The sequence below is a fragment of the Cellulomonas sp. NEAU-ZC6 genome (assembly GCF_056844425.1).
Window position 1 is genome coordinate 1,069,929 of record NZ_JBXFYH010000001.1, and the last position, 20,631, is coordinate 1,090,559.

Sequence of the window (20,631 nt, forward strand, 5' to 3'; positions counted from 1 at the left end):
TGCGCCCGATCCGAACCCCACGAGGAGACACCGCGTGCCCGCAGAGAACCTGACCCGCGACGAGGCCCGCACCCGGGCAGCACTCGTCGACGTGCAGTCGTACGACGTGACGCTGGACCTGACGACGGGCCCGGCGACGTTCGGGTCGACGACGACGATCCGGTTCACCAGCCGGGAGGCCGGCGCCGGCACGTTCCTGGACCTCGTCGCGCCGACGGTGCACCGCGTCGTCCTCAACGGCACCGAGCTCGACCCCGCCGACGTGGTCGCCGACTCGCGGATCCGCCTGGACGGCCTCGCCGAGCAGAACGAGGTGGTCGTCGTCGCCGACGCCGCCTACATGAACACGGGCGAGGGCCTGCACCGGTTCGTCGACCCGGTCGACGACGAGGTCTACCTGTACTCGCAGTTCGAGGTCGCCGACTCCCGCCGCGTGTTCGCGGTCTTCGAGCAGCCCGACCTCAAGGCGACCTTCGCGTTCACGGTGACGGCGCCGGCGCACTGGGTCGTCGTGTCGAACTCCCCCGCGGTCGGCGACCCGGTCCCCGTCGAGGGCGGCACGAACCGCAACGGCGGCGTGGACCAGGGCACCGCGACCTGGACGTTCGAGCCGACGCCGCGCGTCGCGTCCTACGTCACCGCCGTCGTCGCCGGCCCGTACCACCACGAGCACGGCGAGCTGACCTCGAGCGACGGGCGCACGATCCCGCTCGGCGTCTACTGCCGCGGGTCGCTCGCGCAGCACCTCGACACCGACAACATCCTCGAGATCACCCGCGCGGGCTTCGCGTTCTACGAGGAGCAGTTCGACTTCCCGTACCCGTTCGCGAAGTACGACCAGCTGTTCGTCCCCGAGTTCAACGCGGGTGCGATGGAGAACGCCGGCGCGGTGACCTTCCTCGAGTCCTACGTGTTCCGGTCCAAGGTGCCCGAGGCCACGGTCGAGCGCCGCGCGGTGACGATCCTGCACGAGCTCGCGCACATGTGGTTCGGCGACCTGGTCACCATGCGCTGGTGGGACGACCTGTGGCTGAACGAGTCGTTCGCGGAGTACGCCTCCACGCTAGCGACCGCCGAGGCCACCCGCTGGACGTCCGCCTGGACGACGTTCTCCTCCCTGGAGAAGGGCTGGGCCTACCGGCAGGACCAGCTGCCGTCGACGCACCCGATCGCCGCGGACATCCGCGACCTCGAGGACGTCGAGGTGAACTTCGACGGCATCACCTACGCCAAGGGCGCGAGCGTGCTCAAGCAGCTCGTCGCCTGGGTCGGCCAGGAGCAGTTCTTCGCCGGGGTCCGGTCGTACTTCGCCAAGCACGCCTGGGGCAACACCGAGCTGCGCGACCTGCTGACCGAGCTCGAGGCCACCTCGGGCCGCGACCTGTCGGCGTGGTCCGCGCTGTGGCTGGAGCAGTCCGGCGTCACGCTGCTGCGCCCGGAGATCACTTCCGTGGTCGGCGAGGACGGCGTCGAGCGGATCACCGCCCTCGCCGTCACCCAGGAGGTCCCGGAGATCAACCCGGTGCAGCGCCCGCACCGCCTGGTGGTCGGCGGCTACGACCTGGTGGCCGACGAGTCCGGCGAGACCCGGCTCGAGCGCACCGTGCGCGTGGAGCTGGACGTCGACGGCGCCCGCACCGAGGTGCCCGAGCTCGTCGGGACGAAGCGCCCGGACCTGCTGCTGCTGAACGACGAGGACCTGGCCTACGCCAAGGTCCGCCTCGACGAGCGCTCGCTGGCCACCGCCATCGCGCACCTCGGCCACTTCACGCAGTCGCTGCCCCGCACGCTGGTGTGGGCGGCGGTCTGGGACGCGACCCGCGACGGCGAGACCCCCGCACGGGACTACGTCGACCTGCTGCTCAACAACATCGCGCACGAGACCGACTCCTCCGTGGTGCTCGTGCTGCTGCGCCAGCTGCACACGGCGCTCGACCTGTACGTCGCCGCCGAGCACCGGCCCGCCACCGAGGTCGCCGCGGCCGACACGCTGTGGACGCTCGCGACCGACGCCGACGCCGGCAGCGACACCCAGCTGCAGCTGGTCAAGGCGTTCGCGGCCCGGGCCTCGACGCCCGAGCAGCTGGACGCGGTCGCCGCCCTGCTCGACGGCGGCACCCGCCTGGAGGGCCTGTCGATCGACACCGACCTGCGCTGGGAGCTGCTGACCTCGCTGGTCACCGGCGGCCGCGCGGGCGAGGCCGAGATCGACGCGCAGCTCGAGGCGGACCCGACCGCGACCGGCCAGCGCGCCGCCGCGGCCGCGCGCGCCGCACTGCCCACCGCCGCGGCCAAGGCCGCCGCGTGGGCCGCGGCCGTCGACTCCGACGCGCTGCCCAACGCGCTGCAGGCCGCGACCATCAACGGCTTCGGCCGGGTGCACGACCGCGCCCTGCTGCGGCCGTACGTCGGCCCGTACTTCGACGGGCTCGAGCGGGTCTGGGCGGAGCGCACCAACGAGATGGCGCAGAACATCGTCACCGGGCTCTACCCGACCGAGCTCGCGGACGACGCCGACGCCGACGTGGCCGGTGCCACCGACGCGTGGCTCGCCGCGCACCCCGACGCGGCGCCCGCGCTGCGCCGGCTGGTGGTCGAGGCCCGTGACGGCGTCCGCCGCACCCTCGCGGCCCAGGCCGCCGACCGCCTCTACCACGAGGACTGACCTCGCTAGCCCGGCCGGGCTCGGTCCGCGCCCGGCCGGGCTCGGACCGAGCCGCTCGCCGAGATAGGGCGCTCCCGCCGAGATAGGACCCGCGTGGGTCCTATCTCGGCGCCCGGGCCCTATCTCGGCGCGCTGGACGCGGGTAGGGAGGCGCGGGTCAGGGCGACGCGGGTCAGGGCGACGCGGGTCAGCGAGACGGCTGGGGTCAGCGGAGCGGCGGCGGGAGGGTCGCGAGCCAGCGGCGGGCGGCGGCCGGGGTGCGGAGACGGACCACCGGGACCGGGCCGGTCGCCGCCTCACGGAGGTAGCGCTCGCGGTTGGGCGCGAAGCTCGTCCACGCCCAGCGCACGATGTTCTGCTCCGGGTCCCGCCGCATCAGCCTGCGCAGGTCCTCGCGGTTGCCGTGCCAGAGCTCCCGGCGCAGCAGCCCGCGGGCCAGGGTGCGCCGGACGACCCGGGCCATCACGACGGGCCGCGGGTAGTCGAGCCACACCAGCACGTCGGCGTCGTCGCCGAGGCCGGCGCGCAGCGTGTTCCAGTTGCCGTCGACCATCCAGCCGGCGTCCCCGTCCAGGAACTCGCGCAGGATGGCGCGCGCCACCTCGGGGTCCTTCGTGGTCCACGCGGGACCCCAGAACACCTCGTCCAGCTCCCGGTGCGGCACGCCGAGCCGGACCGCGAGGTCGCGCGCGAACGTGGTCTTGCCCACGCCGCTGGTGCCGACCACCCGGACCCGCCGGGGCGGCCACGGCGGTGTCGCCACTCAGCCCTCCGCGAGCACCGCGGCCAGGGAGCGGAACCGCGCGTTCGTGAACAGGTCGTCGAGCAGCACCAGCCGCCCCGCCCCGTCGGCCAGCGGCACCCGCCAGTTCGGGTACTCGTTGTCCGTTCCGGGCTGGTTCTGCGCGCGCCGCTCCCCCACCGCGTCGGCCAGCGAGACGCCGACCAAGACGCTGGGGGTGCGCAGGACGTACCGGTGCAGGGCCTCGACGACCTCGCGCTCGGTGGGGTCCTGGCCGAGCAGGCCGCGCTCCTGCAGGATGCCGAGCATCTCCTCGCGCTCGGCCCTGGCGGCCCGCCGGACGTCCTCGACGGGCTCGGTCAGCAGGCCGAGCCGCTCGCGCAGGGCGACGTGCTCCTCGGCCAGGTAGCCGGCGGTCGGCGGCAGGTCGTGCGTCGTCACGGAGGACAGCGCGAGGCGGCGGTAGGCGTCGGGCGGCAGCGGGACGCCCTCGGAGTCCTTCTCGAACCACAGGATCGAGGTGCCCAGGACGCCGCGCTCGGACAGGTAGTCGCGCACCCACGGCTCGACGTTGCCCAGGTCCTCGCCGATCACGACGGCGCCGGCGCGGTGCGCCTCGAGCGCGAGGATGCCGATCATCGCGTCGTGGTCGTACCGGACGTAGGTGGCGGCGTCCGGGCTGTTGCCCTGCGGGATCCACCACAGCCGGAACAGCCCGATGATGTGGTCGATCCGCACGGCGCCCGCGTGCCGGAGCACGGTGCGCAGCAGGTCGCGGTACGGCCGGTACGCCACGCGCTCGAGCTCCGCAGGGTGCCACGGCGGCTGCGACCAGTCCTGGCCCTGCTGGTTGTACATGTCGGGCGGTGCGCCGACGGACGCGCCGCGGGCCAGCACGGAGCCGAGCGCCCAGGCGTCCGCACCCGCCGGGTGCACCCCGACGGCGAGGTCGTGCATGACGCCGATGGACATCCCGGCCTCGTGCGCGGTGCGCTGCGCGGTCGCCAGCTGCTCGTCGGCCAGCCACTGCAGCCAGCAGAAGAACTGCACCCGGTCGGCCAGCTCCGTGCGGGCCCGCAGCGCCCCGGGGGCGGCCGGGTCGCGCAGGTCGGCGGACCACGGCGGCGGGCCGTGCTTCTCCACCAGTGCGCACCAGAGCGCGAAGTCCTCGAGCCCGCGGCCCTCGCGGCGGCGGAAGTCGTCGAACGCCGACTGCCGGGCGGCGGACCGCGGTGCGGCGAACACCACCTCGAGCGCCGCCTTCTTGGCGGCCCACACGACGTCCCGGTCGATCGGGCCCTCGTCGCCGTTCAGCGCGAGCGCCTGCTCCGCGGACCACTCGACCAGGGCCCGGTCGGCGGAGGACAGGTAGGCGGTCTCGTGAACGTCCTCGACCCGCAGGTACAGCGGGTTGACGAACCGCCGCGTCGTCGGCAGGTACGGCGACGGGGTCAGCGGCGGGACCGGCTCGGCGGCGTGCAGCGGGTTGATCAGCAGGAACTGCGCCCCGGCCTCGTGGCCCGACAGCCACGCCAGGTCGGCGAGGTCCCGCAGGTCGCCCGCACCCCAGGACGCCCGCGAGCGCACGGAGTAGAGCTGCACCATCAGGCCCCAGGCCCGGCGCTCGTCGAGCGCCGCGGGCAGCTCCAGCCGGTCCGGCGTCACGGCGATCGGGCTGGCCGCCTCTGCGGACGGGCCGGTGGTGCGCAGCAGGTGCCAGCCCAGCGGCAGCCCGGCGGGCACCACGAACGTCGCGCGGCCGACCTGCCGGCCGTCGACCGTCCGCGGCTCCACGAGCACGTCCGCCTGCTCCAGCTCCACCCGCTCTGCCGCGGCGCCCGCGGCGCGCCGGCCGCGACCCTCGGCGGCGTCGATCTCGATCCACGCCTGTACCGGGTCGCCGTGCGTGACGTGCACCGGGACCTGGACCGTGTCGGACTGCTTGACGACCAGCACCGGCGGCAGGACCCGCCGCCACGGGGTGTCCTCGGCGTGCTGCAGGGCGACCTGGATCCGCTCGGGCGACGTCGCGTCGACGCCGAGGGCGCCGAGCACGGACACCAGCGTCTCGGGGCGCACCTGCTCGACCCCGCCGTTGAAGGCCTCGAACTCGGGCGCGACACCGTGCGCCTCCGCGAGACGGACCAGGGGATCGGACTCCTGCGGGGTGTGCTCGTCCACGAGGCCGATCCTGCCAGAGCGGCCTGGTTCCCGCCGGTCGCCGCGCAGGTGGGGGGCACGGCTGCACCGCGCCGTAGGGTGGCGCGCATGACTGCTGCGTCCTACCCCGCCGCCCGCCGCCTCGACCTGGTGGACGACCTGCACGGCCGGGCCGTGGCCGACCCGTACCGCTGGCTGGAGGACGCCGCGTCCGAGGAGACCGAGGCGTGGTCCACGGCGCAGGACGACCTGTACACGGCGTACCGGGCGCGGGCGACCGGAGGCGACCTCGCGTCGGGCCCGCTGGCGACCGGGCCGCTGACCGCCCGCCTCGCGGAGCTGCTGGGTGCCGGCTTCGTCGGCGCCCCGGCCTGGCGCGGCGACCGCCGGTTCTTCGCGCGCCGCACCGGCGAGCAGGAGCACGCGGTCGTCGTGGTCGCCGAGCCCGACCCCGGCGCGCCCGGCGGCGAGCGCGAGCGCGTCCTGGTCGACCCGGTCGTGCTGGACCCCGCCGGCACCACGACGCTCGACGCGTGGCAGCCCAGCAAGGAGGGCGACCTGCTGGCCTACCAGGTGTCGCACGGCGGCACCGAGGAGAGCGTGCTGCACGTGCTCGACGTCGCCACGGGCGAGCTGGTCGACGGGCCCGTCGACCGCGCCCGCTACGCCCCCGTCGCCTGGGAGCCGGGCGGCGGCGCCTACTTCTACGTGCGCCGCCTCGCGCCCGAGCTGCTGCCCGAGGGCGAGAAGCAGTACCACCGCCGCGTGTGGCGCCACGTCGTCGGCACCGACCCGGCCCAGGACGTCGAGGTGTTCGGCGACGGCCTGGACCTGACCAACTACTACGGCGTCTCGGTGTCCCGCGACGGCCGCTGGCTGCTGGTGTCCGCGTCCGCCGGCACCGCGCCGCGCACCGACGTGTGGATCGCCGACCTGGCCGCCGCCGAGCCCGGCGCCGTGCCCGCGTTCCGCGAGGTCGCCGTCGGCTACGACGCCGAGGTCGCGGCCTGGGTCGGCCGGGACGGCCGCCTCTACCTGCACACCACGCTCGACGCCGACCGCGGCCGGCTCGCTGTGGCCGACCCCGAGGACCCGGCGGTCCCGCACTGGCGCACCCTGCTGGCCGAGGACCCGGAGGCGGTGCTCGAGGACGTCGCGTTCGTCGACGGCGGCGGGGACGACACCGCCCCGCGGCAGCTGCTGGCGTCGTGGCGCCGGCACGCGGTCAGCGAGATCACCGTGCACGACCCGGCCACGGGGGCGCGCCTCGCGGGCGACGCCGGCACCGTGGCGCTGCCCGGGCTCGGGTCCACCGGCGGGCTGGTCACCCGGCCCGACGGCGGCACGGACGTGTGGTTCACGTACACGGACCACACCACGGTCACCGAGGTGCACCGCTACGACGCCACCACCGGCACCACCGCGCTGTGGGCCGCGCCCCCCGGGGCCGTCGCCGACCTGCCCGACGTCCGCGTGCAGCGCGTCGTGGCGGCCAGCGCCGACGGGACCGAGGTGCGGGCGTTCGTCGTCGCCCGGGCCGACGCCCTCGACGCCGACGGCCGGCCGCTGGCCCCGGCGCCGACGATCCTCTACGGCTACGGCGGCTTCCAGATCTCCCTCGACCCCGCGTTCTCCGCCACCACGCTCGCGTGGGTCGAGGCCGGGGGCGTCTACGTGGTCGCGAACCTGCGCGGCGGCGGCGAGGAGGGCGAGGCCTGGCACCGTGCCGGGCGCCGCGGCGAGAAGCAGCACGTGTTCGACGACTTCCACGCCGTCGCCGACCTGCTGGTCGACGAGGGCTGGACCACGACGGACCGCCTGGCGTGCTGGGGCGGGTCGAACGGCGGCCTGCTGGTCGGCGCCGCGCTGACCCAGCGCCCGCAGACGTTCGCCGCGGTGGTCTGCTCCGCGCCGCTGCTCGACATGGTGCGCTACCAGCAGTTCGGACTGGGCACGACGTGGTCCGACGAGTACGGCGACGCCGCGAACCCGCGCGAGCTGGACTGGCTGCTGTCCTACTCGCCGTACCACCGCGTGGTCGCGGGGACGGCGTACCCGTCGACGCTGTTCACCATCTTCGACGGCGACACCCGGGTCGACCCGCTGCACGCCCGCAAGCTGGGCGCGGCGCTGCAAGCGGCGACCTCGGCGGTCTTCGACGAGGCCCCCGTGCTGGTCCGCCGGGAGAAGGGCGTCGGGCACGGCGGGCGCGCGCTGTCCCGGACCATCGGGCTGACGGTCGAGCAGCTGCAGTTCGTCGCCGACCGCACCGGCCTGGCGGCGGCGCTCGCCGGCCGGGACGAGGAGCGCGCCGCGGGCTGACGGCTGTCAGGCTCCCCCGCCCGGGCGGTGCTGCCCGGCGGGGGCCTGCCACCCGCCCTCGTCGCGGATCCCGCGCGCGATCCGGTCGCTGATCTCCCGCAGCTGCCGGGTCTGCGCCGGGGTCAGGCGGTCGAGCACCAGCCGGCGCACCTGGCGGACGTGCCCGGGACCCGCCTCCTGGACCGTGCGGCGCCCCGACTCCGTCAGCACGGCGAGCGTGAACCGGCCGTCCGCGGGGTCGGGCGTGCGGCGCAGCCACCCTCGCGTCTCGAGCCGGGTGGCGGCGCGGGACAGCCGGGACAGGGAGCTGTTCGCGTAGTCCGCCAGGACGCTCATCCGCAGCGTCCCCTCGGGGGCCCGGTCCAGCGCGTACAGGACGCCGTACTCGAAGTGCGTGAGGCCGGCGTCCCGCTGCAGCTGGGCGTCCAGGGCCGGCGGGAGCCACTCCAGCACGGTGGCCAGGGCCGACCACGTCTCCAGGTCCGCCCCGGTGAGGGTGTCGTCGGCGCCGGGTCCCGTCATGGCGTCCACCCTAGGCGCGATGACTTGATCGAGAAAGTCAAGCCTGCCTACGATGACTTGACTGAGCAAGTGATCGCGACCCGCTCGGGTCGCAGGAGGAGGACGTCGTGGATCTGGGACTGGCAGGCAGGCGGGCGTTCGTGAGCGGCTCGACGCAGGGCATCGGCTTCGCGATCGCCGAGGCGCTGGTGCGCGAGGGCGTGGAGGTCGTCGTCAACGGGCGCGACCAGGACCGGGTGCAGGACGCGGTCGACCGGCTGCGCGGGGCGGTGCCCGGCGCGGTGGTCTCCGGCATCGCCGCGGACTTCGCCGACGCCGCGCAGGTCGAGGACCTGCTCGACCGGCTGGGTGACGTCGACGTGCTGGTCAACAACGTGGGCGTCTTCGAGGTCGCGCCGTTCGACCGGATCACCGACGCCGACTGGCAGCGCTACCTCGACGTGAACCTGATGAGCGGCGTCCGGCTGTCCCGGCGGCTGCTCGGCCCGATGCTGACGCGCGGGTGGGGCCGGGTGCTGTTCATCAGCAGCGAGTCGGGCGTGGACGTCCCCGGCGAGATGACGCACTACGGCGTGACCAAGGCGGGCATGCTCGCGCTCGGCAACGGCCTGGCCAAGCTGACCCGCGGCACGGGCGTCACCGTGAACACGGTGCTCGGCGGGCCCACCTACTCCGACGGCGTCGCGCGGACGGTGGCCGGCATCGCCCGCGCCCAGGACGTCCCGGAGCAGGAGCTGAAGGACGTGCTCGCCACCGCCCGCACGACCTCGCTGCTGCAGCGCTTCATCGAGCCGGAGGAGATCGCCCGGCTCGCGCTGTACCTGGCGAGCCCGCTCGCGTCGGCGACGAACGGCGCCGCGGTGCGGGCCGACGGCGGCGTGCTCACGACGCTGCTCTGAGCGCGCCGGCCGTGCGGGTTCCGTGCGGGGTCCCGTGCGGGGTCCCGCACGGGGTTCTGTGCGGGGTTCCGTGCGGGCGACGTGCAGGCCGGGTGCGGACGCCGTGGGGGTCCGCACCCGGCCCGCGGCGGGGCGGCGCCACCGGGCGGGCATTGGCTAGCGTGTCCGGGTGATCTTCTCGTCCCCCGCCTCCGTGCTGCCCGCCGCGACCGACCCCGACTTCACCGGCGAGATCGGCGCCAACGCGAACGCCGTCGTCACCTGGCTGCTCGGCCCCGGGCTTCGGATCGCGCTCATCATCCTGATCGGTGCGATCTCGCTGCTCGTCATCCGGCGGCTGATCAAGGCCGTCACCGAGCACATCGCCGACGGCACCTCGCTGCTGCAGCGCGGTCTGGCCCGCCCGCTGGCCGGCACGGAGGTCGCCGCCGCGCTGCGCAAGGTCACCCCGATCACCAACGCCCGCCGCACCCAGCGCGCCCGCACCATCGGCTCGGTGCTGCGGTCGACCGCCGGGATCGTCGTCGGCTCGATCGTCGTGCTGCTGATCCTCGACCAGGTCGGCGTCAACATCGCGCCGTTCATCGCGTCGGCGGGGATCATCGGCGTGGCCTTCGGCTTCGGCGCGCAGAGCCTGGTCAAGGACTTCCTGTCCGGCCTGTTCATGCTGCTCGAGGACCAGTACGGCGTCGGCGACGTCGTGGACGTGGGCTCCGCCCAGGGCACGGTCGAGGCCGTCGGGCTGCGCGTGACGAAGGTCCGCGACGCCGACGGCACCCTCTGGTACGTCCCGAACGGCTCGATGCTCAAGGTCGGCAACAAGACCCAGGGCTGGGCCAACGCGGTCGTCGAGGTCAAGGTGGACTACTTCGCCGACCTGGACCAGGTGCAGGAGCTGCTGGTCGGCGCGGCCGCGGAGCTCGCCAAGGACCCCGCGCTCGGCCCCTCGATGGAGGGCAGCGCGACGGTCAACACCGCCGAGGACCTGACCTTCGACGCGGTGACGGTCAAGCTGGTCCAGCGCACGGCACCCGCGCGGCAGTGGGCGGTGGCACGCGCCCTGCGGTCCGCCGTGCGGCAGGCGCTCGAGGCGGCCGACGTCCCGCTGGCCGGCCAGCGCGAGGCGCTCGAGGCGCACCGCGAGCGCGCCACGACCACGGACGGCACCGCGGACTGACCCGGGTCGTGGCGGCCCGCGGCCGTCACCTGGCGCCGCGTCGTCACACCGCGGCGAGGTCGTCACTCCGCGGCGAGGTCGTCATGCAGGAGTGACGACCTCGCCGACGTGTGACGACCTCGCGGGGCGGAGCGGGGCGGGGTGGGGCGCGGCGGGCACGGCGCGCGCACGCCGCGGGCCCGCACGACGACGGCCCCGGGTCGCGCGGACCGAGGTCCGTGCGACCCGGGGCCGTCGGGGCGTGCGTGCGCCGGTGTCAGCGCAGGCCGTCGAGCTCCGCGGCCAGGGTGTCGGCCTCGGGGCCGACGATGACCTGGACGATGCGCCCGGAGCGCACGACGCCGAACGCGCCGGTCGCCTTGAGGGCGTCCTCGTCGACCTGCTGCGGGTCGGTGACCTCGACCCGGAGCCGGGTGATGCAGGGCTCCAGGTCGACGACGTTGCCGCCGCCGCCCAGGGCCACCAGGATCTGCTGCGCCTTGCTCATGGAACCCCCGTCGTGGAGTTGGTGCTGACTGTGCCCCGCTGCTGCTCAGCCTAGTCCGCGCACCGGCCCGCGCCGCGCCGACACGGTGCGGGCGGCCGGCGCCCCGGTGCGAGACTGTCGCCATGACCGACCAGCCGTCGCTCCCCGAGCCCCGCCCGGCCGGCGCCACGCTGCCGCTGAGCGCCGCGGCCCCCGCACCCGTCGCCCCGGCCCCGTCCGCCCCGGGCCGGCCCGCCGCCCTGCAGCCCGCCGAGCCCGGCAGCTCCGAGGCGCGGCGCCGGGAGTCGTTCCACGAGGCCGTCGGCGGGCACGAGACGTTCGTCCGCCTGGTCGACGCGTTCTACGAGGGCGTCGCCGGCGACCCGGTGCTCAAGCCGATGTACCCCGAGGAGGACCTCGGCCCGGCCGCGCGCCGGCTGACGATGTTCCTGGAGCAGTACTGGGGCGGCCCGACCACCTACTCCGAGGAGCGCGGCCACCCGCGGCTGCGGATGCGGCACATGCCGTTCACGGTCGACCCCGACGCCCGCGACCGGTGGCTGCTGCACATGCGTGCCGCCGTGGACCGGCTGGGCCTCGCACCGATGTACGAGGCGACGCTCTGGGACTACCTGGAGCGCGCCGCGCACTCGCTCGTGAACAGCGCCGGGCCCCGCTGAGCGCCCCGGCCGGGCGCCGCCCGGTCCCGCGGCCGTGAGAGGCTGGCGGGCGTGACCGAGGCTGCACCGACGGGCGCGACGACCGCCCGCACCACCCCGACCGACACGATCGCCGCCCTGCTCGGCGTCCTGGACCTGGCCCCGACGGGCTCGGCGGACGCGTTCACGGCACGCAACCTGCCCAAGCCGGGCGGCCGGGTGTTCGGCGGCCAGGTGATCGCCCAGGCGCTGGTCGCCGCGGGCCGGACGGTCCCGGAGGGCCGGCTGCCGCACTCGCTGCACGGCTACTTCCTGCGCGCGGGCGAGGTCGCCACCCCCGTCGACCTGGCCGTCGAGCGGCTGCGGGACGGCCGGTCGTTCTCCGCCCGGCGCACGCACGCCTCCCAGGACGGTGACCCGATCCTGTCGATGATCGCGTCGTTCCAGGAGGAGCAGCCCGGCGTCGAGCTGACCCAGGAGATGCCCGACGTGCCCGCCCCGGAGGACGTCGAGTCGGCGATGGACCGGATGGGCCACCTGGACCACCCGGTCGCCCGGTTCTGGACCCACGAGAGCGCGTTCGACGTCCGGCACGTCGGCGGGTCGATCTACCTCGGTCCCGCGAGCGAGGCCACGGGTCACCAGCAGGTCTGGATGCGGACCAAGGGCGCGCTGCCGGACGACCAGCTGCTGCACCGCGCCGTGCTGGCGTTCGCCTGCGACCAGATCATGCTCGAGCCGGTGCTGCGCCGTGCCGGGCTGTCCTGGCTGACGCCCGGCCTGTCGGTGGCCAGCCTGGACCACGCGATGTGGTGGCACCGGGACGTGCGCGTCGACGGGTGGCTCCTGTTCGACCAGGAGGGCCCGACGGCCCAGGGCGGCCGCGGCCTGGGCACCACGCGCGTGTTCGACACCTCGGGCGCGCTGGTCGCGACCATCGCGCAGGAGGGGATGGTCCGGGTCCCGGCCTGACCTTCCGCTGGCGAGGGCCCCGCCCCGGGGGCACAGTGTCCGCGTGGTGAGGCTGCGACGGGTCCGGATCGACTCCCCCGGGTGGACCCGGCGACGTGCCGGGGACGCCTTCTGGTACCTCGACGTCGACGGCCGGACCCGCATCGAGGACGCCGAGCACCTGGAGCGGATCCTCGCCCTGGCCATCCCGCCCGCCTGGCAGGACGTCTGGATCAGCCCGTGGCCCAACGGGCACATCCAGGCCGCCGGCCTCGACGACGCGCAGCGCCGCCAGTACCTCTACCACGAGCAGTGGCGGCGCCGGCGGGACCGCCTCAAGCACGACCACGTGCTCGACGTCGCGCGCCGGCTGCCGGCTGCCCGCCGCTCCGTGCGCCGCGACCTCGCGCTGCCCGGCTTCCCCCGGGCCAAGGCGCTCGCGCTGGCGTTCCGGCTGCTCGACCTGGCGTACTTCCGTGCGGGCGGCGAGGGCTACGCCCAGCGGAACGGCTCGTACGGCCTGGCGACGCTGCGCCGCGAGCACGTCCAGGTGCTCACCGACGACGACGGTGCCGCGACCGCGGTCCGGTTCCACTACCCGGCCAAGTCGGGGCAGGTCCGGGACGTGACCGTGGAGGACGCCCAGGTGGCCGAGCTGGTCGGCACCCTGCTGCGGCGGCGCGGCGGCGGGCCCGAGCTGCTCGCGTGGCAGGACGACGACGGCTGGCACGACGTCACCAGCGCCGAGGTCGGCGCCGACGTCAAGAGCCGGCTCGGCGACGACGCGAGCCCCAAGGACTTCCGGACGTGGCACGCGACCGTGCTCGCCGCGCGCGGCCTGGCCGCGGCGGGTGCGGCACCACCGTCGGAGCGCGCCCGGCGCCGGGTGATCAGCCAGGTGGTCAAGGACGTCTCCGGCGAGCTCGGCAACACCCCCGCGGTGTGCCGGGCGTCCTACATCGACCCGCGCGTGGTGGAGCTGTGGCAGCACGGGACGACCATCCGGCCGACCCGGTCGCAGGCGGTCGCGGAGAAGGAGACGCTGGCGCTGCTCGGGTGACCCGCGCTCAGGCCGTGACGACCGCCAGGGCGAAGCCGTCCCAGCCCTTGCTGCCGACCGTCTGCAGCGCGGTCGCGGTGAGCCGCGGGTGGCTGCCCAGGTCGTACAGCACGGCGCGGGACCCCACGACCCGCTCGTCCCGGGAGCGCGCGTCGGCCACGGCACCGCCGCGCACGACGTTGTCGACGACGACCACCGTGCCCGGGTGCGCCAGCTCGAGGGCGAGCTCGAGGTAGCGCGCGTTGCCCGGCTTGTCGGCGTCGATGAACACCAGGTCGAACGGCTCCTCGCCCGCGTCGACCAGCGCCTGCGCCGAGTCGGCCGCCGGCCCCTCCACCAGGCGCACCCGGTGCGCGACGCCCGCGCGCGTGAAGTTCTCCCGTGCCACCGCGGCGTGCCGCGGGTCGATCTCGAACGTGGTGACGTGGCCTTCCGGACCCACGGCCTCGGCGAACCACAGCGTGCTGTACCCGGCGAGCGTGCCGAACTCCAGCACCCGCCGCGATCCCGAGATCCGCACCAGCAGCGCCAGCAGCGCGCCCTGCGTCGGCGACACCTCGATGGCCGGCAGCCCGGCGGCGCGGCCCGCGTCCCGCGCGGCGACCAGCCGCGCGTCCTCGTGCACCAGCTCGCCCGCCAGGTAGTCGTCGACCCGCGCCCAGTCCCGCTCGTCTCCCGCCATGCCCCGATCATCCACCCGCGGCAGCGGATGCGGGACGCCTCGGCGCGCCGCAGACTGCGGAGCGTGCCCCAGGACCCCACCGTGACCAGCCCCTCCGCGAGCGCTCCCTCCGGCGAGGACCTGCTCCCCGAGCCCGTCGCCCGCACGCTGCAGGGCCGGGTCCCGGGCGTCGGCGACGACGGCCGGCCGCGCCCCGACGCGCCGCTCGTCGCGGTCACCGGCGTCACCGGCTACGTCGGCGGCCGCCTGGTCCCGGAGCTGCTGGCCGCGGGCTACCGCGTGCGCGCGATCGCGCGCCGCCCCGAGCGCCTGCGCGGCCGGCCCTGGTACGACGCGGTCGAGGTCGCGCAGGCCGACGCGGGCGACGCCGACCAGATCCGTGCCGCGCTGACCGGCACCGACGTGGCGTACTACCTGATCCACTCCCTGGGCACGGGGCGCCGCTTCGAGCAGCGCGACCGGTCGACGGCGCTCACGTTCGGCCGGGCCGCGCGCGAGGCGGGCGTCGGGCGCATCGTCTACCTGGGCGGGCTGTCCCCCGACGTCGAGGACCTGTCCCCGCACCTGGCGTCCCGCAAGGAGGTCGGCGAGATCCTGCTGGCGTCCGGCGTCCCGACGACGGTGCTGCGGGCGGCGGTCATCCTCGGGTCCGGGTCCGCGTCCTTCGAGATGATGCGGTACCTGACCGAGCGGCTGCCGGCGATGACCGTGCCGAAGTGGCTCGAGAACCGCATCCAGCCGATCGCCGTCCGCGACGTGCTGCGCTACCTGGTCGGATCCGCGTCGATGCCGCCGGAGGTCAGCCGCGCGTTCGACATCGGCGGCCCGGACGTCCTCACCTACCGCGACATGATGCAGGGCTACGCCAAGGCCGCCGGGCTGCCCAGGCGGCTGATCGTCAAGGTCCCCGTGCTCACCCCCCGGCTGTCGAGCCACTGGGTCGGCCTGGTCACGCCGGTCCCGTCGGGGATCGCCCGGCCGCTCGTCGAGTCGCTGATCCACGAGGTGGTCTGCGAGGAGCACGACATCGCCCGGTACGTCCCCGACCCGCCCGGCGGGCTGATCGGCTTCGACCGCGCCGTGCACCTCGCGCTGGAGCGGATCCGCGACGCCGACGTCACCACGCGCTGGTCGTCGGCCGGCATCCCCGGCGCCCCGAACGAGCCGCTGCCGTCCGACCCCGACTGGGCCGGCGGGTCCCTCTACGTCGACGAGCGCCGCATCGTCGTCGACGCCTCCCCCGCCGCGCTCTGGCGCGTGCTGGAGTCGGTCGGCGGCGAGCGGGGCTGGTACTCGTGGTCGCTCGCGTGGCGGCTGCGGGGGCTGGCCGACCGCGTGGTCGGCGGGCCCGGGCTGCGGCGCGGCCGGCGCGACCCGCGGCACGTGGTCGTCGACGACGCCGTGGACTTCTGGCGGGTCGAGGAGGTCGACCCCGGCCGGCTGCTGCGGCTGCGCGCCGAGATGCGCGTGCCCGGCCTCGCCTGGCTGGAGCTGCGCGTCGAGCCCGACGGCGAGGGGTCCGACCCGGCCGACGTCTCGTCCGAGCGGTGGCGGTCCCGGCCGACCACGTTCGCGCAGCGCGCGGTCTTCCACCCGCACGGGCTGGCCGGCCAGCTCTACTGGTGGTCGGTGTACCCGTTCCACGGGATCGTGTTCGGCGGGATGCAGCGGAACATCGCGCGGGCGGCGGAGACGGCCGAGCGGTCGCGCAAGGACCTCCCGGACGGCAGAGCGGTCCCGACCCAGCCGTGACGCGTTCGCCGAGATAGGACGCTCGCGTCGAGATAGGCCCCTCCGAGGACCTACCTCGACGGCGGGGCCCTATCTCGGCGTCGGGCGTCGGGTCGGCTTCAGGCCAGGCCAGGCCAGGCCGGGTCGGGCCGGGCCGGGGTGGGCCGGGGTGGACCGGGGTGGGCCGGGGTGGGCGTGTGCCAGGACGCGTCAGCGGCCGCGGCGGCGGAACGTCGGGGGCTCCTCGACGTACGGCAGCCACGCCGCGCGCTCGACCTCGCCGATCCGGCGCGGCGACCCCGTCGCGGCGTCGACCAGGACCAGCGTGGTCACGGCGCGGGCGTACGGGTCGGCAGCCCCGGGCTCGGCGTCCTGCACCTCGTAGCAGACGTCGATGCTGGCGCCGCCCAGGTGCCCGATCCACATGTCGACGACGACGGGCGTGCGCCGGTAGCCGAGCGGGCGCAGGTACTCGACCTCCTGCCGGGCGACCAGCGTCGCGGTCTGCGCTCCGGGGCCGGCGTCGAGGACGGCGGTGGGCCACCGCTCGGCGGCGGGCGCCTCGGCGGGCGCGGCGACGGCCTCGCCCGGTGGCGTCGCGGCGGCCGGGTGCGCCCAGAACGCCTCGATCCGCGCCTCCTCGAGCAGCCGCAGCATCTCGACGTTGTTGACGTGCCCGTAGGCGTCCATGTCGGACCACCGCAGCTGGACCGGCACCCGCAGCCTGGTCATGCGCACTCCCTCGCTCCCGGCCGGCGTCCCCGGCCCGGGAGCCATCCTGCACCGCCCCGAGGTCAGCGGCCCCGCTCGCCCGTCGCCCGGCGCGCCTGCTCCCGGCAGGTGGCCAGGTCGGCGAGCACCCCGGCGACCGGGTCGACCACGCGCTGCCGCGCGACACCGCCGACCGCCACGAGCAGCCGGGCCCGGGCCGCGCGGGCGCGCCGCGCCGCCGCCGCCCGGGCCAGCACGGCGGCGAGCAGCGCGAGCAGCACCCCGGCCAGCAGCCCGCCGAGCAGCAGCGCGGTCGGCACGGGCACCGGCCCCCACACGGGGGTCTCGGGCTCGGGCAGGTGCAGGTACGCCATCCCGGCCAGCAGCCCCAGCCAGACGGCGCCCGCGACCGCGGCGGCGAGCAGCACCCACTGCAGCAGGCCGAGCGCGCGGGCCCACGCCGGCGCGCGGTCGGGCAGCAGGACGGTCCCGCCGACGGCACGGTCCAGGTCGTCGCCCAGGTCGGCGGTGCCCACGCGCGCACGGGCGTCGAGCGCCCAGGCGTCCGGGACGTCCGCCGTGGCGTCGTCCACGTAGCGGCGGACGGCCGCCCCCGCGGCAGCCCGTGCGGCCGGGCCGGGCGCGGGCAGCGAGGTCCGCTCGGTCCCGTCCGTGGCCGCGTCGCGGCCCAGGTGCAGGCGGCGCAGCGGGTCGGGACGGAACCGGGCCAACCAGCGGACGGGCGGCCAGCCCGCGCGCGCCGTCGCCCGCCGCACGCTCGCCGCCCGCACGGCACGCACCACCAGCGGGACGCCGGCTGCCTCGCCGAGCGCGTCCACCAGCGCCGCCTCACGACCGGAGCGCCCGTCCCGTCCGGTGCGCCGGGAGGTGCCGGGTCCCTCGCACGCGTCCAGCACCCGCCGCGCGGCGACCTCGACGTCGGCCTCCCAGCGGCGGGTCGCGGCGAGGCGGCGCTCGGCGGCCTCGTCCAGGAGGCCGCGCAGCGCGTCCAGGCCCTCCCCGGTGCGCGCCGAGACCGCGAGCGCCCGGACGCCCGGCAGCCCGTCCTCGGCGGCGAGCCGGCGCAGGTCGCCCAGCACGGCGTCGACCTCCGCCGGGGCGAGCCGGTCGGCCTGGTTGAGCACCAGCACCACCACGTCGGCGTGCCGGGCGAGCGACCGCAGGTACCGCTCGTGCAGGGCGGCGTCGGCGTACTTCTGCGGGTCGACCACCCAGACCAGCAGGTCGACGCGCTCCATCAGGTGCTCGGAACGCACCCGGTGCTCGGTGACCACGGAGTCGTGGTCGGGCAGGTCCAGCAGCACCAGCCCACCTGCCGCACGCGACCCGGCGGCGGCGCCGACCTCGTGCCGGCTGCGCACGCCGAGCCAGTCCAGCAGGGGCCCCGCACCCTCGCCCCGCACCGCGGCCAGCCCCTCCGACGTCGTCGGACGCTGCACGCCGGTCCGCGCGAGCTCCTCGCCGACCAGGGCGTTGAACAGCGTCGACTTGCCGGATCCGGTCGCGCCGGCCAGCGCGACGACGGTGTGCTCGGCGGACAGCGCGGCGCGCTCGCCCGCGTGCGCGACGACGCCGCGCGCCCGCTCGACGACCTCCGCGGGCAGGCGCTCCTCCCCCGCGTCGAGCGCCGTCGCCAGCGCCTCGACCCGGTCCCGCAGCGTCAGGCTCATCCGGCGTCCCCGCGGCCGAGCAGGCGGCGCCAGAAGCCCGGCCGGCTCGGCGGCCGGCCGTCGGTGGTCCCCGGGGCGACCGCCCCCGCGGTGCCGCTGCGGTCGCCGGCGCGCCAGCGGTCGGCACCGCGCAGGCTCGGGGCACCCAGGGCGCTCCCTGCGTCCGCGGTCGCCCGCTCCACCCCGGCACCACGGGCGGCGCGGCCCGCCCGCTCCGCGCGTGCGGCGTCCTGCACCGCCAGCGCGGCCGTGCGCAGCCCGCCGCCTCCCGCGACCGTCAGGGCGTCGAGCTGCGCCGTGTACCGGGCGGCCTCGCCGTCGAGCACCTGGCGCACCCGGGTGTCCAGCCGCTCGCGGGCGGTCGTGGTCAGCCGGCGGACGGCGTCGTCGCCGAACACGGCCTCCAGCAGCTTCTGCGCGACGACCGCCGTGCCGCCGGCGATGCCGACCTCGACGCCCGTCAGCCCGCCCGTCGACGCGAACGCCAGCACCATCAGGCTCACACCCAGCGCGTTGACGCCGAACGACAGCGCCCGCGCGGTGCCCCGCTTCTGCACGCCCTGGTCGCGCACCAGGTCCAGCACGTCCGCCTGCCACGCGCGGATCTGCTGCTCCACCTCGGCGCGCAGGGTCGCCGACGACCGGGACAGGTCGAGGTCCGGCAGCAGCGCCGCGCCCGCGGGGTCGCCCCGCCAGGCCGCGTGCGTGCGCTCGGCCGCCCCGTCGGCGGCGTCCAGGACGACCGCCGCGAGGCCGTGCGCGATGGCCTGCTCGACCGGGGGCGCCGCGGGCCGCCCGCGCACGAAGCCGACCACCCGGTCCCGCAGCCGGCCGACCTGGTGCTCCACGGAACGCAGCAGCTCGCCGGTGCCGACGAACTCCTGCCAGCGCGCCAGCACCTCGCCGCGCAGCATGGCGCCGTCGGAGGTGGCGATCTCGACCTGGGTCGCCGCGTCCGCGTACGCGCGGGCCACGGCGTCCCGCAGCCGCGCGTCCGCGACCACCTGCTCGTCGCCGGCCGTGGCGAGCAGCAGCGCACGCCGCCCGAGGTCGTCCACCACGCCGTCCCGGGTCAGCAGCGCGACCTCCTGCCGCGCGTCCGCGTCGGCGAGCTCCGACAGCCAGGCGGCGACCTCGCCGACGGCGTGCTCCGGCAGCAGGCCGTCGTCGGCCAGCCCCTCCTCGACGGCGAACAGCGGCGCACCCTCCAGGCCGGCCGCGTCCATCATCCGGCGCAGGTCGCTGACCGCGGCCTCGGCGCCGGGGTCGACGCGGTCGACGACCAGGGCCACCTGCGCGTGCCGGCGGGCCGCGCCGTCCAGCAGGTCCCACGGCACCGCGTCGGCGTACCGGGCGGCGGTCGTGACGAACAGCCACAGGTCGGCAGCGGCGAGCAGCTGCGCGGCGAGCTGCCGGTTCGCGGTCTCGACGGAGTCGACGTCCGGGGCGTCCAGCAGCGCCAGGCCCCGGGGCAGCGCCGGGCTCGGGACGAGGCGCACGGCCTCGACGCCCGCGCCCGCGCCCGCGCCGCCGGCCGCCGACGCGCCGTCCCGCGGTCCGGTGACCCGGGCGAGCGCGGGCAGCACCCGGTCGCTCGCGAACCACCGGGCGTCCAGCGGGTGGTGCACCAGCACGGGCGAGCGGGTGGTCGGCCGCAGCACCCCCGGGTCGGTGACCCGCTCGCCGAGCAGGGAGTTCACCAGCGTCGACTTGCCCGCGCCGGTGGACCCGCCCACGACGACGAGCAGCGGCGCGCTCCCGGCCCGCAGCCGCGGCAGCAGGTAGTCGTCCAGCTGGTCGAGCGCGGCCTTCCGGTCGGCCCGCGCCGCGGCGGCGTCCGGGGTGTCGAGCGGCAGGGCGAGGTCCCGCAGGCGCGCGTGCAGGCGGTCCAGGGCGTCGACCAGCGCGGCGTCCGCGCCGGTCACCGGGGCCGGAGCCGGCGTCGGGGTGTCGTCGACCATGCGCCCATCCTGCCGCCCGCGCACCCACCGCGCCCGCGCGCCCTCCACCCACCGGCTCAGCGCGGGGCCGGGCTCACCGTGCCGGCACCCCCGCGCGGTGCCCCGGACGGCGCCCTGGCAGCCCGAGGTCGTCATACCTGGGCGAGGTCGTCATGCACGTGTGACGACCTCGCCCACGTGTGACGACCTCGCGGGCCGGGGCCCGGCCCGGGACGGACCGCGGCCGGGGTGG

16 protein-coding genes are annotated in these 20,631 nt (G+C 76.2%); 8 read left to right on the forward strand and 8 right to left on the reverse strand.

Features of this window, described 5'->3' with window-relative positions:
* The first annotated feature begins 34 nt into the window (after positions 1-34).
* On the forward strand, positions 35-2,665 hold the full coding sequence (gene pepN / locus AC1050_RS04955; protein ID WP_482386256.1) for an aminopeptidase N: 2,631 nt from the start codon (positions 35-37) through the stop codon (positions 2,663-2,665).
* Between the two features lie 205 nt (positions 2,666-2,870).
* Here the strand turns inward: pepN and AC1050_RS04960 are convergent, their stop codons facing one another.
* Entirely contained in the window at positions 2,871-3,428 is a 558-nt protein-coding gene (locus tag AC1050_RS04960; protein WP_482386257.1) for a P-loop NTPase family protein, read from the reverse strand.
* Positions 3,429-5,588: a 4-alpha-glucanotransferase gene (malQ, locus tag AC1050_RS04965; RefSeq protein WP_482386258.1), complete on the reverse strand. Its 2,160-nt coding sequence runs from the start codon at positions 5,586-5,588 to the stop codon at positions 3,429-3,431.
* 87 nt (positions 5,589-5,675) lie between these two features.
* Between malQ and AC1050_RS04970 the strand changes: the two genes are divergently transcribed.
* On the forward strand, positions 5,676-7,889 hold the full coding sequence (locus AC1050_RS04970; RefSeq protein ID WP_482386259.1) for a prolyl oligopeptidase family serine peptidase: 2,214 nt from the start codon (positions 5,676-5,678) through the stop codon (positions 7,887-7,889).
* A 6-nt stretch (positions 7,890-7,895) separates the two neighbouring features.
* Here AC1050_RS04970 and AC1050_RS04975 read toward each other — a convergent pair whose 3' ends face one another.
* Complete coding sequence (locus tag AC1050_RS04975; protein ID WP_482386260.1) at positions 7,896-8,411, reverse strand: MarR family winged helix-turn-helix transcriptional regulator; 516 nt, start codon at positions 8,409-8,411, stop codon at positions 7,896-7,898.
* Positions 8,412-8,518: 107 nt separating this feature from the next.
* Between AC1050_RS04975 and AC1050_RS04980 the strand changes: the two genes are divergently transcribed.
* Complete coding sequence (locus AC1050_RS04980) at positions 8,519-9,310, forward strand: SDR family NAD(P)-dependent oxidoreductase (RefSeq protein WP_482386261.1); 792 nt, start codon at positions 8,519-8,521, stop codon at positions 9,308-9,310.
* Between the two features lie 169 nt (positions 9,311-9,479).
* A complete protein-coding gene (locus tag AC1050_RS04985) occupies positions 9,480-10,487 on the forward strand; it encodes a mechanosensitive ion channel family protein (RefSeq protein WP_482386262.1) in 1,008 nt (335 codons plus the stop codon).
* Positions 10,488-10,743: 256 nt separating this feature from the next.
* Here the strand turns inward: AC1050_RS04985 and AC1050_RS04990 are convergent, their stop codons facing one another.
* Positions 10,744-10,974 (reverse strand): PTS sugar transporter subunit IIB, encoded by a 231-nt coding sequence (locus AC1050_RS04990; RefSeq protein WP_482386263.1) that lies wholly within the window; start codon positions 10,972-10,974, stop codon positions 10,744-10,746.
* A gap of 239 nt (positions 10,975-11,213) precedes the next feature.
* Here AC1050_RS04990 and AC1050_RS04995 point away from each other — a divergent pair, with 239 nt between their 5' ends.
* The 3 genes from AC1050_RS04995 to AC1050_RS05005 are packed head-to-tail and all read left to right on the forward strand — an operon-like array spanning position 11,214 to position 13,623.
* The gene (locus AC1050_RS04995) at positions 11,214-11,633 is read left to right on the forward strand and encodes a globin (RefSeq protein WP_482387243.1); all 420 of its coding nucleotides are present in this window, start codon (positions 11,214-11,216) and stop codon (positions 11,631-11,633) included.
* A 51-nt stretch (positions 11,634-11,684) separates the two neighbouring features.
* Positions 11,685-12,584, forward strand: coding sequence for an acyl-CoA thioesterase (locus AC1050_RS05000; RefSeq protein ID WP_482386264.1), 900 nt, complete (start codon positions 11,685-11,687; stop codon positions 12,582-12,584).
* Positions 12,585-12,627: 43 nt separating this feature from the next.
* On the forward strand, positions 12,628-13,623 hold the full coding sequence (locus tag AC1050_RS05005) for a DNA topoisomerase IB (RefSeq protein ID WP_482386265.1): 996 nt from the start codon (positions 12,628-12,630) through the stop codon (positions 13,621-13,623).
* A gap of 7 nt (positions 13,624-13,630) precedes the next feature.
* Here the strand turns inward: AC1050_RS05005 and AC1050_RS05010 are convergent, their stop codons facing one another.
* Positions 13,631-14,305, reverse strand: a complete 675-nt coding sequence (locus tag AC1050_RS05010; RefSeq protein WP_482386266.1) for an O-methyltransferase — start codon at positions 14,303-14,305, stop codon at positions 13,631-13,633.
* 27 nt (positions 14,306-14,332) lie between these two features.
* On the opposite strand from AC1050_RS05010, the gene AC1050_RS05015 reads away from it, so the two are divergent.
* A complete protein-coding gene (locus AC1050_RS05015) occupies positions 14,333-16,057 on the forward strand; it encodes an SDR family oxidoreductase (protein ID WP_482386267.1) in 1,725 nt (574 codons plus the stop codon).
* Positions 16,058-16,246: 189 nt separating this feature from the next.
* Here the strand turns inward: AC1050_RS05015 and AC1050_RS05020 are convergent, their stop codons facing one another.
* From AC1050_RS05020 to AC1050_RS05030, 3 genes are all read right to left on the reverse strand, one after another.
* The gene (locus AC1050_RS05020; protein WP_482386268.1) at positions 16,247-16,768 is read right to left on the reverse strand and encodes an acyl-CoA thioesterase; all 522 of its coding nucleotides are present in this window, start codon (positions 16,766-16,768) and stop codon (positions 16,247-16,249) included.
* A gap of 62 nt (positions 16,769-16,830) precedes the next feature.
* Positions 16,831-18,438, reverse strand: coding sequence for a GTPase (locus AC1050_RS05025; protein ID WP_482386269.1), 1,608 nt, complete (start codon positions 18,436-18,438; stop codon positions 16,831-16,833).
* Positions 18,435-20,399, reverse strand: a complete 1,965-nt coding sequence (locus AC1050_RS05030; RefSeq protein WP_482386270.1) for a GTPase domain-containing protein — start codon at positions 20,397-20,399, stop codon at positions 18,435-18,437. The genes AC1050_RS05025 and AC1050_RS05030 overlap by 4 nt, the downstream gene beginning before the upstream one ends.
* Between the last annotated feature and the right edge of the window lie 232 nt (positions 20,400-20,631).